Genomic DNA, 14201 nt, shown 5'->3' with positions numbered 1-14201 from the left:
ACGTGGTCGTGAAAGCGACAGTTCCCCGCCGACTGTYCGCACCGATCTGTCGCTCTCGCGACAGACCTCACGGGCSCAGCGACACCTCACGCGGACGGCAGGCCGGGCGGTGTCGCTGGGCCCGTGGGGTCAGGCACGCGGGGCCGGAGCGGGTGCGGTCGACTCGGCGGTGCGGAGCACGCACGGCAGCAGGAAGTGCGGGAGCTCGGTCGAGGTGCCGTCGAGCTGGTCGATGAGCGCGTCGGCCGCACGGACGCCGAGCTCGTGACCGGGGGCGATCATCACCGCGAGCCGCGGGTGGTGCTGGTCCCCCGCCGCGGCCGAGGACGCGATGCTCAGCACCGACACGTCGTCCGGGACCCGACGACCGGCGGACCAGAGCCCGACGAGCAGCCCCGCCGACGAGTCGTCCTTCATCACGAGCACCGCGGTGACGTCGGGGTCCGCCGCGAGGAGTTCCCGGGCTGCGGCACGGCCGCCCTCGCTCCCGGACGCCGCGTACACGATCGTCCCGGCGCCACCGCGCTCGGCGACGGACGCGCGGAAGGTGTCCTCGACGCGGAGGTGGGGGGCGTACCCGGCCATCGGCGTGCCCTCGAGGTTCTCGAGCACGAGGCCGAAACGCCGGTGCCCGAGGCCCTGCAGGTGGTCGAGGCTGTCCTCGATCGTGGTCTCGAAGTCGATGTCGACGAACGGCAGCGCGCTGCTGTCCCGGGTGCGACCGATCAGGGTGAACGGGACGCCGAGCTCGGTGAGCTTCGCCACGCGCGGGTCGTCCATCCGCACCTCCATGAGGACGACGCCGTCGACGAGGCCACCGGACACGAGGTCGTCGAGGTCCTCACCGGCGGGGTCCACCGGCCAGAGCACGAGGTGGTGGCCGCGCTCCGACGCCCGCTCGGCAGCGCTCATGAAGAACTCCGACGTCGTCGGGCTGAAGCGGTTGCCCGTGGTCGGGAACAGCAGGGCGATGATCCGGGTGCGCCGGCTCGCGAGGGCGCGCGCGACGACGTTGCCGCGGAACTTCAGCTCGCGCATCGCCGCGGTCACCTTCGCGGTCGTCGCCGGCGTGACGTACTTCGTGCCGTTCACGACGAACGAGACCGTCGCGATGGACACCCCGGCACGGTCGGCGACCTGTTGCATCGTGGCCACGGCACCTCCTGCGGGCGGACGGACACGCCGCCGTGGTCGCGGCGGCTCACACCGCCGTGGTCCCGGCGGCTCGCACCACCGGGTCACCGGTGGCCACCGCCGTGGGTCCGGCGGTCGTCACGAGCATAGTCCTCGGTCGTCACCAGAAAAGCGCTTTACAGGTGAAGCGCTTTTCTGTTAGCTTCTCGCCCCAGGACCACCGCGACGACGACGTCAGTGGAGTCGCCGCACCGCGTCCTTCCCCGCATCCGCGAAGAGAAGAGCAGTCGATGAAGCCTGGTTCCCCCTCCCCGTCCCGCAGGACGCGCGCCCTCGTCGGCGCCGTCGCCGCGATCGCGACGATCCCGCTCGTCCTCACCGGCTGCTCCGGCGCCGGGTCCGCCTCGTCCGGCGGCGGCAAGACCCTCACGATCGAGGACTACTACGCCGCGAACTACGACCCGATCTACCAGCAGTGCGCGAAGGAGGTCGGTGCCGAGCTGAAGATCAACCACGTCGCCGGCGCCGGTCTGATCTCGAAGGTGCTGCAGCAGGCGTCGTCGCGGACCCTGCCGGACGTGCTCATGCTCGACAACCCCGACGTGCAGCAGATCGCCGCCTCCGGTGCGCTGTCGGACCTGGCGGACTACGGGCTCGACGCGGACGACGACGTCCCGGGGGTCAAGGGCGCGAACACGTACAAGGGCAAGCTCTACGGTCTGCAGCCGGTCACGAACTCGATCGCGCTCTACTACAACAAGAAGATGCTCGCCGACGCGGGCATCCAGCCCCCGAAGACGTGGGACGAGCTCAAGGAAGCCGCGAAGAAGCTCACCAGCGGATCGACCTACGGCTTCGCGATGAGCAACATCAACACGTACGAGGGCACCTGGCAGTTCCTGCCCTTCTTCTGGTCGAACGGCGGCGACGAGAAGGACATCGCGACGCCCGAGGCCACCCAGGCGCTCCAGCTCGTCGAGGACCTGCAGAACGACGGCTCGATGTCGAAGAGCTCGATCAACTGGGCCCAGGCCGACGTGAACAACCAGTTCATCGCGGGCAAGGCAGCGATGATGATCAACGGTCCGTGGCAGCTGCCGGCACTCAAGAAGGCGAAGGACCTGGAGTTCGACAGCGTCCCGATCCCGACGCGCACCGGTTCGGAGACCGTCGCCCCGCTCGGTGGCGAGGCCTTCACGGTCCCGCAGACCGGGGACAAGGCCAAGATGCAGCTCGCCGGCAAGTTCGTCGGGTGCCTCAACAGCGACAAGATGCAGAAGGTCTTCGCCGGCACCACCGGCAACGTGCCGACCAACATCGAGGTCGGCACCGCCTGGGCGAAGGACCACCAGGACGTGGCCTCGTTCGTGACGACCGTGCAGACCGCCCGTGCCCGCACCGGTGAGCTCGGTCCCGACTGGCCCAAGGCCGCGACGAAGATCTACACCGCCGTCCAGCTCGCCCTCACCGGCAAGGCCGACCCCGAGCAGGCGCTCGAGCAGGCGCAGTCGCAGAACCAGTAGTGGGAGACGGGGAGCCGACCACGCGGTCGGCTCCCCGCACCCCGGACGGAAGGACCTGACATGAGCGCCTCGACACAGATCCGGCCCCGGACGACGACGTCCCCGGCCCCAGCACGACCCGGACAGCGCCGCGCGCGCATCCGGTCCGCCACCACCCGGTGGTTGTTCGTCATCCCGGCCGCCGTCTTCGTGGCCGTCTTCTTCGGCTACCCGGTCGTCAAGAACATCTTGATGTCGTTCCAGGACTACACGACGAAGACCTTCTTCACCGGCGAGGCACCCTGGGTGGGCCTCGGCAACTACGTCTCGGTCTTCTCGAGCAGCGTCTTCACGACGAGCGTGGTGAACACGGCCCTGTTCACCGCGGGGTCGATCGTCCTGCAGTTCGTCCTGGGCCTCGGCCTCGCGCTGTTCTTCCGGCGGCACTTCCCGCTGTCGGGCTTCCTGCGCGGACTGCTCCTGCTGCCGTGGCTGCTGCCCCTGATCGCGTCGAGCGCGGTCTGGAAGTGGCTGCTCGACCAGGACAGCGGCGCCCTGAACCAGCTGCTCGGCGTCGTCGGCATCGGTCCGGTCCCCTGGCTCGTCAGCCCCAGCCTGGCGCTCATCGCGGTCATCGGGGTGAACGTCTGGCTCGGCATCCCGTTCAACACCACGATCCTCTACAGCGGGCTGCAGTCGGTCCCGCCGGAGCTCTACGAAGCCGGTGCCCTCGACGGTGCCACGGGCTTCAAGGCCTTCTGGTACATCACCTGGCCGAGCATCCGGTCGGTGGTGAGCGTGGTCATCGTGCTCGGGGTCGTCTACACGTTGAAGGTCGTCGACATCATCCTCGGCCTGACCGGCGGCGGACCGGCGAACTCGACGCAGACCCTGGCCACCAACGCGTACCACCAGTCCTTCATCAACTTCCAGTTCGGCATCGGAGCCGCGGTGAGCAACGTCCTCATCGTCGTCTCGTTCGTCTTCGCGATGGTCTACATCGCGATCTCCAGGAAGGCGGTCGACGAATGAGCGTCGGACTCGCGAACCAGACCGTCACCGTCACCCGGGCGATCACGACCGAGCGGACCGCGCGGGACCGGCGTCCCCGCCGCTCGGCCAAGGGGCTCCCCTTCACGATCCTCGGCATCGTGTTCCTGGCGATCATGGTGTTCCCCGTCTACTGGATGGTGAACACGAGCCTGCAGGCCACCTCGGGCGCCGCGACCGCGACCTGGTTCCCGTGGAACCCGACGTTCGCCGGGTACCAGGCGGCGTTCGCCCAGCAGGGCCAGAACTTCGTGTCGAGCATGATCATCGGCCTCGGCACCGTCGTCCTGACGCTCGCGATCGCCACCCCCGCCGCGTACGGCCTGGCCCGGTTCCGGATGCGGGGCACGCGGACGTTCCTGCTCGTGCTGCTCATCACGCAGATGATCCCGGGCATCGTCATCGCGAACGCGCTCTACACGTTGTTCAACAACGTCGGACTGCTCAACAGCTACGTCGGGCTCATCCTCGCCGACAGCGCCGTGCAGGTCCCGTTCGCGATCCTGCTCATGCGCGCGTTCATGGAGTCGATCCCGCCGAGCCTGGTCGAGGCCGCCCTGGTCGACGGCGCGACCGACCTGCGCGCGTTCGTGTCGATCGTGCTGCCGATCAGCCGCAACGCGATCGTCACGGCCGCGCTGTTCACGTTCCTCGGTGCGTGGGGCGACTTCCTCATCGCGCTCACCCTGACCTCGACCGACGCGGTCCGCCCGATCACGCTCGGCATCTACAACTACATCGGCTCGAACGTGACCGACTGGGGACCCGTCATGGCGACGTCCGTCCTCGCGTCGCTCCCGGCAGCCGTGCTCCTCATCGTCGCCCAGCGCTACATCTCCGCCGGCGCGCTCGGCGGTGCGGTCAAGTGACGACCGGCCCCGCCGGCCACCGCCACACCACGACCGGCCCCGCCGGCCACCGCCACACCGCGACCGGCCCGGCCGGCCACCGCCACACCGCGACCGGCCCCGCCCGCCACCGCCAGACSGCGACCGGCCCGCCCGGCACCCGTCGCACCGCGACCGCACACTCCGACGCACCCGCGTCGCCTCAGTCAGGAAGGCCCACACCATGACCACCACCCCGCTGCGCATCACCGTCTGGGGCGAGAACGTCCACGAGCAGGTCGAGCAGCACGTCGCCGAGCGGTACCCGGACGGCATGCACGGCGCGATCGCCGACGGCATCCGCGAGCACCTGCCCGAGGCCGTCGTCCGCACCGCGACCATGCAGGAGCCCGAGCACGGCCTGACCGACGCCGTCCTCGCCGAGACCGACGTCCTGACCTGGTGGGGGCACGCCGCGCACGCCGACGTCGACGACGCCGTGGTCGACCGCGTCCACAAGCACGTCCTGTCCGGCATGGGTCTCGTGGTGCTGCACTCCGGCCACTGGTCGAAGATCTTCGGCAAGCTCATGGGCACGACCTGCACGCTCCGGTGGCGCAGCGAGCACGACCAGGAACTCGTCTGGACCGTGAACCCGCAGCACCCGATCACGCGCGGTGTCCCGAACCCGATCGTCATCCCCGAGCAGGAGATGTACGGCGAGTACTTCGACGTCCCCGCGCCCGACGAGCTCGTGTTCATCTCGGGCTTCACCGGCGGCGAGGTGTTCCGGAGCGGCATGACCTACCGCCGCGGCTTCGGGAAGATCTTCTACTTCTCCCCGGGCGACCAGGACTTCCCTGTGTACCACCACCCGGACGTCCGCCGTGTCATCGCGAACGCCGCCGAGTGGGCCCGGCCCGAGCGCGAGCGGGAGCTGCCGACGCTCCGCCGGTACGACCTCGGCGAGTACTTCGACGGCCAGCACTACCGCGGCCCGTTCGACGACGCCCCCGAGGACGAAGCCCCGGCGGACAGCGCCCCCACAGACTCCCCGGCGGACAGCGCCCCCACAGACTCCCCGGCGGAGATCGCACCCACAGCCGTCCAGGCGGACACCGCCCAGCACGGAGCCGGGGCCCGCGCATGACCGACCACGCCCCGCTGCGGGTCGTCCAGGTCGGCGCCGGCGGCATGGGGCGCGCCTGGCTCGCGACGGTCGCCGCGGACCCCGACGTCGAGCTCGTCGGGGTCGTCGACCTCGACCTCGACGCCGCCCGCGCCGGGGCCGAGCTCGCCGGGGCGCCGGCCATCCCGGTCGGCAGGGACCTGACGGCCCTGCTCGCCGAGACCGGCGCCGAGGCGGTCCTCGACATCACGGTGCCGGTCGCGCACCACCCGGTCACGATGGACGCCCTGCACGCGGGCCTGCCGGTGCTCGGCGAGAAGCCGGCCGCGCAGACCGTCGCCGAGGCGCTCTCCCTGGCGGCCGCCGCCGAGGTCACCGGGCAGCTGTTCATGGTGTCGCAGTCGCGTCGGTACAACGACCAGCTCGTCGCCTTCCGGCAGCACGTCCGCGCGCTCGGCGGCGTCGGGAGCCTGAACACCCGGTTCGCGAAGGCGCCGCACTTCGGCGGCTTCCGCGAGGAGATGGACGACGTCCTGCTCCTCGACATGGCGATCCACGCGTTCGACTCCGCCCGGTACGTGCTCGAGCGGGAGCCGGTGTCGGTGACGTGCGACTCGTGGAACCCGTCGTGGTCCTGGTACCGCGGGCACGCGAACGCCGCGGCCGTCTTCACGTTCGAGGACGACGCCCGCTACGTGTACGACGGCTCGTGGTGCGCGCCGGGCGACGAGACCTCGTGGAACGGCGACTGGCGTGCCACGGGCGCGACCGGCTCGGCGGCCTGGGACGGCGACCACGACCCGTCGAGCGTGGTCGACGGGTCTCCGGGCACGCCCGAGCCCGCACCGGGCGTCGGGACCGAGATCGCCGGCGCGCTCGCGTCCTTCGTCCGCGCGGTGCACACCGGCAGCCGGCCCGACGGCGAGGTGCACGGCAACGTCATGAGCCTGGTCATGGTCGACGCGGCGATCGCGTCGGCGCGCTCCGGGCAGCGGGTCGTGATCGACGAGGTCCTGGAGCGGGCGCACGCAACCGCGATCGCGGACGAGCGGGACGAGGCGGTCCGCGAGCGGCTCGCCGCGTGGGGACCGGTCCGGCAGGCGCTCGCGACCGACAGCGGCGCGCTCGCCTGACGCGGTCCACGCGACCACCCCACGGACGGGAGGCGCGGTGCCAGCCGGCACCGCGCCTCCCGTCCGTCTCCCCGCCCGTCCGGCGACCGCGCCCACCGGACGCACCGCCCACCGGACGCACCGCACACCGCGGCACGGCGCACACCGCGGCACGGCGCACACCGCGGCGCGGCGCTGACCGGGACCCGGCGCCGACCGTCGCTCAGCGCGGGATGATCGAGAACAGGAACTTCTTCCGGATCATGTACCAGACCAGCAGGATCAGCACCGTGTGGGCCGCGAACCCGATCCAGCCGTTGAACCAGTCCACGCCCGGGATCGACGCGATCGCCAGCGCGAAGAACACCTGCCACACGAACACGTAGAGGCTCGCCTGCCCGATCGGGATCCACAGCCAGCCGATCACCGCGGCGATCGGCTTCCAGAACACCGTGAGGATCGCGTACGACACGATCGCGAAGAACGCGATGTCGACGAGTCGGCCCCACTGCAGGTCGACGCGCTGGTAGGCCGTGTTGTAGAGCTGGTCGTACATCGTCGCGGGGAACGGTGCGGGGGTGAAGCCGAACTGGTTCCCGGCCCAGACGTACACCAGGAACAGCGCGTACCCGGTGATCCCGACGCCGATGAGCACCTTGCCGAGCCGGCCGGTCAGCGCGCCGATCACCTGCCGGCGGTAGTAGCCGAGCACCAGGCCGTGCGTGAACACGACCTGCCAGGTGAGGAGCGGGAAGACGGCCTCGAACTGCGAGTTCAGGGGACGGAACTCGGGGTTGAGCGCCTGGAAGACGTAGACACCCCAGCTGACGAGGAGGAGCGCCCACCAGAAGCCGCGCCGGATCACCCACATGAACACCGGGATGAACAGACTCAGCACCACGAACAGACCCATGATGTTGAACGGCCACGGCCCCATCTCGAGCAGCAGGAACTGCTTGATCGCGAACCAGGGCGGCGGGTACGCCAACAGCTGCATGGCGTTCGGGTACAGGTCGTACACGCGCCCCTCGGCCCCGACGCCCCCGGTTCCGGTGCCCCGGTCGGTGAAGGTCGTGATCGCGTCGGTGTTCAGGAACGGCACGAAGCTCATCGCGAAGACGACCAGGATCACACCGAGCGTGACGAGGTACTGCTTGCGGGCACGCTTCCACGCGCCGACCGCTGCGACCCACTCGCCGAACTTCTTGATCGCGAACGGGTAGGTCATGCCGAGGACCATGCCGGACAGGAACACGAACATCTCGGCGCCGGTGATCGCACCCGTGGCGTGCAGCGTGATGTACGAGTACGGTCCGCCGATCTCGATGTGCGTGATCACCACGGCGAGGATGATGAAGCCGCGGAACAGGTCGAGCCGCAGGTCGCGTCCGGGCTTGCCGTCGTCGGGGTAGCGCCAGCTCGGCAGCAGTCGGCCGACGAGCCCGCTGAGCAGGAACACCGCGGCCAGACCGGCCGACAACCAGACGATCCACGCCATCTGGTCGCCGCCGGTCTCGTACTCCTGGCTGATCGCGGCCGCGCCGTCCTGCGGCGTGACCCGGTCGGTGACGGGGCCGCCCTCGAAGCGGTCGGTCGCCTGCAGGTCGGTGCGGAACGACCCCGCGACGCCCGGCACCGCGGTGTCACGCCAGTCGGCGACCCGGTTGCCGGCCTCGGGCTCGCGACGGTTCGTCTCGAGGAACGTGACGCCGCGCACATCCGGGCGGTCCTGCACGGCGGCGAACACCTGCCGCCACCAGGTCTGCTTGACCTCGAGCTGGCTGGCGCCCTTCAGCGAGTGGTCGTACAGCGCCCCGGTGTCGAGCAGCATCGGGCGGTCCTCGCCCGTGGCGAAGCGCTCGGTGAAGGTGCCCTCGGTCTGCGGCTGCTGGTAGCCCCAGGTCTCGTCGAAGCGGGCCTCGACCTCGCCGGCGGTCGGCGCCTCGTTCGTGGTGAGCGGGACGTCGCGTCCGGCGGCCTCGGTGGACTTGCCCTTGCCGAAGAAGAACATCGACAGCCCGACCCAGTCGACGCTCCCCGCGCCGGGCCAGTAGGGGCCGTACGGGTCGTCCGCTGCGTCGAGTTTGCCGTCGCCGTTCGTGTCGGCCTTGGCCACGTCGACGGCCGAGAGGTCCTCGAGCCGACCGGCGGACTCGCCGAACGGGTAGCCCGCCCCGTACGAGGGCGACCACACCATGGCCGCGTCGGAGTCGCCCCGGTGGACGACCCCGGCGAGCGTCCGGAAGGCGCTGACGTACGCGGTCGGCTGCTGGCCCCACCGGACCCACGTGCCGTTCATCTGCGGGGCGAAGCGGACGAGCACCTGGGTGTCGTACTGCTCGTGCGACTGCGCGAACAGCTTCTCGGCCGCACGGGCGTCGTCGCGGGTCAGGGACGCGAGCGACTGCGTCGGCGTCAGGGTCACGACGAGCACGGCGCCCTGCGCCGCGGCGGCACCGCTGGCGCGGTCGTACTGCTCGCGGGCGGTGCGGTCGAACGGGTAGTCGAGCTCGACCCCGTACATCGACGGGGTCGCGCCGAGGCGGCCGGCGTAGCCGTCCGGCGCGTCGGCCCCCCAGTCCAGGTCGGGTCCGTACCAGGCCCGGCCGTCGGCAGGCAGCAGGCCGGCACCCGTCCGGGAGGCGCTGGTCGCCGTCCCGGGTGCGGTCGCGCCCGACGTCGGTGCGGTCGAGGACGTCGGTGCCGGGGACGACGTTGCGTCCGGGGACGAGGTCGCCGCGGTCGCGCCGGCGGCGGTCGTGGTCGGAGGCACGCCGGCGGCGGTCGTGGTCGCGGGCACGCCGGCCGCGGTCGTGGTCGCGGGCACGCCGGCGGCGGTCGCGGCCGTCGCGGGGACGCCGACGCCGAGCAGGAGCGTGCCGCTGACGACGAGGAGCGCGACGGCCTTGGCCAGGACGCCCCTCACCGGTTGCACGCGAGCGTCCAGATGTTGTGCCCACCCGCGTGCTCGTGGTCGAGCCGGTCGAGGGCTGCGATCGCCAGGGCGAGCCCGCGTCCGCTCTCCGCGTCGACCTCGGCCATCGTCACGGCGGACAGGTCGATGTCCACCGGCAGTCCGTTGTCGGACAGTACGGCGATCAGCTCGCGGTCGGTCGCGCGGAGCTCGACGCTGTACCGCCGACCGGCCTCGCGGTCGGCGCGGCGGGTGTGCTCGACGATGTTCGCGGCGACCTCGGCGAGCGCGGTCTCGAGTGAGAAGCGCAGTCGGGCGTCGTCGACGTCGAGCGTCTCCCACCACGCGGCGAATCGGTCCTGCACCTCGTCGAGGGACGCGGCGACGGCCGGCACCTCGAACGCCACGTGCTGCTCGGTCACAGCGGGCCTCCTGCGGTCGAGGACTCGTGTTCGGACTGGGGCGTGCCCGGACCCGGACCGCGGTAGCGCACGGCCCGGATCACGATGCTGAAGATGAACAGGTCGAAGAGGACCCATGCGGTGTTCACGAGCGGGGCGATGCCCTCCGCCTGACCGGTCAGGTACCGGATGCCGATGAGCACGAGCGCGGCGACGAGCGCCCCCATCGCGTACAGCTGCGGCTTGACGAGGTCCCACCGCGGCTTCTGCTCGGACTCGTCGCGGACCTTCGGCGTGACGCGGAACCCGAGCGGGCGACCGCGGAACACGTTGTCGAAGGCGCTCGTGACCGACTCGATCCACACCGGGAACAGCGCGAGCGAGTACTGCTGCCCGCGCCAGGTCGGTCTGCCGGCGGCCACCACCCAGAACAGCAGCTGGTTGAGCACGAGGAAGGGGATGAGCCGGACGAAGAAGTCGACGCTGTACGCCTGGACCGGGACGACCCCGAACGACAGGCAGAGCACCGGCGCCGCGATGTAGACCACAGCGGCGAAGCCGGACAGGTAGCTCCACATCGTCGAGAAGTACATGAGCCGCTGCCCCCACGACAGGCCCTTCTGCACGAGGGGGTTCTCGCGGAAGAACACCTGCATGGTGCCCTGCGCCCAGCGGAGCCGCTGCACGAGCATGGTCGGCAGGTCCTCGGGCGCGAGGCCCTTGGCGAGGATCTCGTCGTGGTACGCGGAGCGCCACCCGAGGCCGTGCAGGCGCATCGCGGTCGCCATGTCCTCGGTCACCGAGATCGTCGCCAGCGGCATGATCGGCTGCGCCTCGTCGTCGCGGTTGACGTCGAGCGCGCGGGCGAGCACGGCGATGGACTCGATCGCGGCGACCGGCGACGCGTCCCGACGGCCGAGCACGTCGAGCGCCGCGTCGTCGAGCCCCGCGAACGTGTCCGCCTCGGTCGACATCGCGGCGAGCTCCTGCAGGTCGCGGCGCACGGACTCGAGGTCGGCGGCCGCGAAGCGGAAGGCGATCGCGTCGATGCCGCGCTGGAAGTCGTACGTGACGTCACCGAGCGGCACGCCCCGGTCGACCTGGTCGCGGGCGCGCTCGACGACCTGCTCGGCACCGTCGAGGGCGTCGAGCACGCGCGGGTCGGTCTCGGTCTCGCGGGCACGGGCCAGGAGCGTCCGCGAGGTGCGGATGGTGCGCTCGACCGACTCCTGGACCTCGCGGACGTACCGCGTCACGCCGAGCTGCATGAGTGCCTCGCGCCGGAGGATCGCGTTCGAGCCGCAGAAGAACGCGGCGTTCCAGCCGTCCTTCGACTGCTGGATCGGACCGTAGAACAGCGGGGCCTGGCTGCCGAGCAGGTCGGCGTCGGGGACGTTCTCGAACCACTGCGGCGTCTGCACGAGCGCCATCCGCTCGTCCTTGAAGTAGCCGAGGGTGCGGTCGAGGATCTCCGGCTCGGGCACCTGGTCGGCGTCGAGGATGAGGAGGAACTCGCCCTGGGTCGCGAGCAGGGCGTTGTTGAGGTTGCCGGCCTTGGCGTGCCGGGGGCGGTCCACCCAGTCCGCACCACGGGTGATCACGCCGATGCCGAGCGACTCCGCCGCCGCGCGCATCTCGGGGCGGTTGCCGTCGTCGAGGATCCACGTCTCGTGCGGGTGCGTGATCGCCTTCGCCGCGCGGGCGGTGCGCACGACGAGCTCGACCGGCTCGTTGTAGGTCGTGATGAAGACGTCGACCGTGACGTCCCCGTCGGGCTTCGTCGGCGGTTGCCCGCGCTCCCGGAGCCGCCAGGCGCCGAAGGCGAACAGGAGCGAGTCGATCACGCTGTACGTCTCGGCGAGGATCAGCGGCACGGCGATCCACCAGGAGTGCCAGTTCACCGACGCCGCCCAGCGCCACACGATGTAGTTCAGCCCGGCGATCGACGCGAGCAGGGCGACCGTGCGGACCGCGGCGAGCCGCCGGGGCGGGGTGCCGGACGTCAGACGTCGACGGTCCTGACGACTGACGTCGATCGCGGTCATCGGCATCCTCCCCTGATGTGCCGGGCGACGCTGGTGAGTGCGTCGGTACAGGCCTGTCTACCGTAGGTGCACCACACCTGTCAGCCGACGCCCCGTTCAGGGGACGGGATGCGGCGAGGCGAGGCCCAGGTCGTGCGCGAGGCGGACGACGACCTCGTCGAAGTACGCGGCGTGCTCGGACACCGACCCGACGGCGTGCCCGAAGAGCTCGAACGACAGCATCCCGTACACGGTGGTCCAGGCCATCAGCGTGCGGAGCACGACCTCGGGTGCGGGGTCGGCGTGGAAGCCGTGGGTCGCGGCGTACCGGACCGCGTCGGCGACGGACGCGGCGGTCCCGGGGCGCGAGTCGACCGACGGGCCCGCACCGAGCCTCCAGTCCGGGGGCAGGGCCGACCCGGGGACCGCGGCCCACGCGTCGGTGACCACCCGCAGGAGCACGTGCGTCGTGCGCGACGCGGGCGCGACGGTGTCCTGCGGCGCGACGTAGCCGGGGACCGGCGAGCCGTAGAGCAGCGCGAAGTCGCCGGGGTGCGCGACCGCCCACCCGCGGATCGCGCGGCACGCGGCGACCCAGCGACCGACGTGGTCCGCGCGGTCGACGGGCGACTCGGCGGCCTCGACGGCGGCACCGAGCTCGTCGTAGTCGAGCACGAGCAGCGCCGTGAGCAGGTCGTCGCGGCTCGGGAAGTACCGGTACACGGCAGACGAGACCATGCCGACGTCGCGGGCGACGGCGCGGAGGCTCAGCTGCGCCGGCCCCTCCTCGGTCAGCCGGGCCCGTGCCGCGTCGAGGATCGCGGTGCGGACGGTCTCGCGGGCGAGCGCACGCGCGGTCGGGGCCTTGTCCACCATGCCGTCCAGCCTGCCACGCGAGAGCAGTGCACGCGAACGAGAGCACTGCTCTTGCAATCTGCGCCGCCGTCCTCCACACTCAGTTCCGAGAGCACTGCTCTCCCAGACCTGCCAGGAGGCACCATGTCCCGTCACCACGTCGTCGTCGGCGCCGGCCCCGTCGGCCGCCACGTCGCCGCCCACCTCGCCGGGCGCGGCGACGAGGTCGTCGTCGTCACCCGCTCCGGACGGGACAGCGGGGTCGCCGGCGCCCGGCACGTCGCCCTCGACGCGTCCGACGCCGCGGCCCTCACCCGGGTCACCGAGGGCGCCGCTGCCCTGTACAACTGCGCGAACCCGGGCGACTACACCCAGTGGGAGCGCGTGTGGCCGCCGCTCGCCACCGCGCTGCTCGAGACCGCCGAGCGGACCGGCGCGGTCTACGGGATCACGGGCAACCTGTACCCGTACGGCCCGGTGACCGGACCGATGCACGCCGACCTGCCCGACGCGGCGACCGACCACAAGGGCATCCTCCGGGCCCGGATGTGGGCGGACGCCCGCGCCGCGCACGAGGCCGGCCGGCTCCGCGCCGTCGAGGTCCGCGGTGCCGACTACGTCGGACCGGGCGTGGGGGCGAACGGGCACGTCACGCGGGTCCTCCCCGGGGCGCTGCGCGGGAGGGCGGCCACGGTGATCGGCCGGACCGACCAGCCGCACTCGTACACCGACGTCGGGGACGTCGCCCGCACGCTCGTCGCCGCGACCGACGACCCGACCGCGCACGGGCGGACGTGGATCGTGCCGACGAACGCGCCGCGCACGCAGGAGCAGGCGCTCACCGACGTGCTGCGGTCGGTCGGCAAGCCCGCCGTGCGGGTCCGGTCGCTGCCGATCGGGGTGTTCCGCGCACTCGGGACCGTCGTGCCGTTCATGCGCGAGGTCGCCCAGCTCGGCTACCAGTGGACCGGGCCGTACGTCGTCGACGACCGCGCGACCCGGGCGCACCTCGGGCTCGAGCCGACGCCGTGGGACGAGGTCTGCCGGCGGACCGCCGAGGGCCTGGTGGCCTGACCGTCCGGCCGGTCACCCCGCCACCCCGCCACCCGGCCGTCGTCGACCCGGCCGCGCCCGGCCGACGGACAGCCACCGCGGCGTCAGGACGACGTCAGCGCCGCGTGAGCGCGTCCGACGAGTGTGGCGACACGTCCCGCGCCACCACCCCGAGGAGGACCCGTGTCCCGAACGCCCGC

General features: G+C 71.6%; 11 protein-coding genes. 6 read left to right on the top strand and 5 right to left on the bottom strand.

Annotated features, from left to right (window positions below):
• Positions 1-129: 129 nt before the first annotated feature.
• On the bottom strand, positions 130-1146 hold the full coding sequence (locus BEP24_RS07560) for a LacI family DNA-binding transcriptional regulator (protein ID WP_065961966.1): 1017 nt from the start codon (positions 1144-1146) through the stop codon (positions 130-132).
• Positions 1147-1424: 278 nt separating this feature from the next.
• On the opposite strand from BEP24_RS07560, the gene BEP24_RS07555 reads away from it, so the two are divergent.
• From BEP24_RS07555 to BEP24_RS07535, 5 genes are all read left to right on the top strand, one after another.
• Positions 1425-2657: a sugar ABC transporter substrate-binding protein gene (locus BEP24_RS07555; RefSeq protein ID WP_065961954.1), complete on the top strand. Its 1233-nt coding sequence runs from the start codon at positions 1425-1427 to the stop codon at positions 2655-2657.
• A 60-nt stretch (positions 2658-2717) separates the two neighbouring features.
• Positions 2718-3668 carry a sugar ABC transporter permease gene (locus BEP24_RS07550; protein WP_065961951.1) on the top strand — a complete coding sequence of 317 codons (951 nt, stop codon included), beginning with the start codon at positions 2718-2720 and terminating at the stop codon, positions 3666-3668.
• Positions 3665-4555, top strand: a complete 891-nt coding sequence (locus tag BEP24_RS07545) for a carbohydrate ABC transporter permease (RefSeq protein ID WP_083230187.1) — start codon at positions 3665-3667, stop codon at positions 4553-4555. Before BEP24_RS07550 ends, BEP24_RS07545 begins: the two co-directional genes overlap by 4 nt.
• A gap of 202 nt (positions 4556-4757) precedes the next feature.
• Positions 4758-5663, top strand: coding sequence for a ThuA domain-containing protein (locus tag BEP24_RS07540; RefSeq protein ID WP_253181623.1), 906 nt, complete (start codon positions 4758-4760; stop codon positions 5661-5663).
• Complete coding sequence (locus BEP24_RS07535) at positions 5660-6775, top strand: Gfo/Idh/MocA family oxidoreductase (protein WP_065961949.1); 1116 nt, start codon at positions 5660-5662, stop codon at positions 6773-6775. Before BEP24_RS07540 ends, BEP24_RS07535 begins: the two co-directional genes overlap by 4 nt.
• A 202-nt stretch (positions 6776-6977) precedes the next feature.
• Here BEP24_RS07535 and opgC read toward each other — a convergent pair whose 3' ends face one another.
• The 4 genes from opgC to BEP24_RS07515 form a co-directional block, all read right to left on the bottom strand.
• Entirely contained in the window at positions 6978-9680 is a 2703-nt protein-coding gene (opgC, locus tag BEP24_RS07530; protein ID WP_083230186.1) for an OpgC domain-containing protein, read from the bottom strand.
• Positions 9677-10090: an ATP-binding protein gene (locus tag BEP24_RS07525; RefSeq protein ID WP_065961947.1), complete on the bottom strand. Its 414-nt coding sequence runs from the start codon at positions 10088-10090 to the stop codon at positions 9677-9679. The genes opgC and BEP24_RS07525 overlap by 4 nt, the downstream gene beginning before the upstream one ends.
• Positions 10087-12114 carry a glycosyltransferase gene (locus BEP24_RS07520; RefSeq protein WP_083230185.1) on the bottom strand — a complete coding sequence of 676 codons (2028 nt, stop codon included), beginning with the start codon at positions 12112-12114 and terminating at the stop codon, positions 10087-10089. The genes BEP24_RS07525 and BEP24_RS07520 overlap by 4 nt, the downstream gene beginning before the upstream one ends.
• A 96-nt stretch (positions 12115-12210) precedes the next feature.
• Positions 12211-12969 (bottom strand): TetR/AcrR family transcriptional regulator, encoded by a 759-nt coding sequence (locus BEP24_RS07515; protein WP_065961946.1) that lies wholly within the window; start codon positions 12967-12969, stop codon positions 12211-12213.
• A gap of 123 nt (positions 12970-13092) precedes the next feature.
• Here BEP24_RS07515 and BEP24_RS07510 point away from each other — a divergent pair, with 123 nt between their 5' ends.
• On the top strand, positions 13093-14022 hold the full coding sequence (locus tag BEP24_RS07510; RefSeq protein ID WP_065961943.1) for an NAD-dependent epimerase/dehydratase family protein: 930 nt from the start codon (positions 13093-13095) through the stop codon (positions 14020-14022).
• The last annotated feature ends 179 nt before the right edge of the window (positions 14023-14201 follow it).

Origin of the sequence: Curtobacterium sp. UCD-KPL2560, from assembly GCF_001705035.1 — a bacterium.
Taxonomy (GTDB): Bacteria; Actinomycetota; Actinomycetes; order Actinomycetales; family Microbacteriaceae; genus Curtobacterium.
This window is presented reverse-complemented; position numbering and strand designations above follow the sequence as displayed.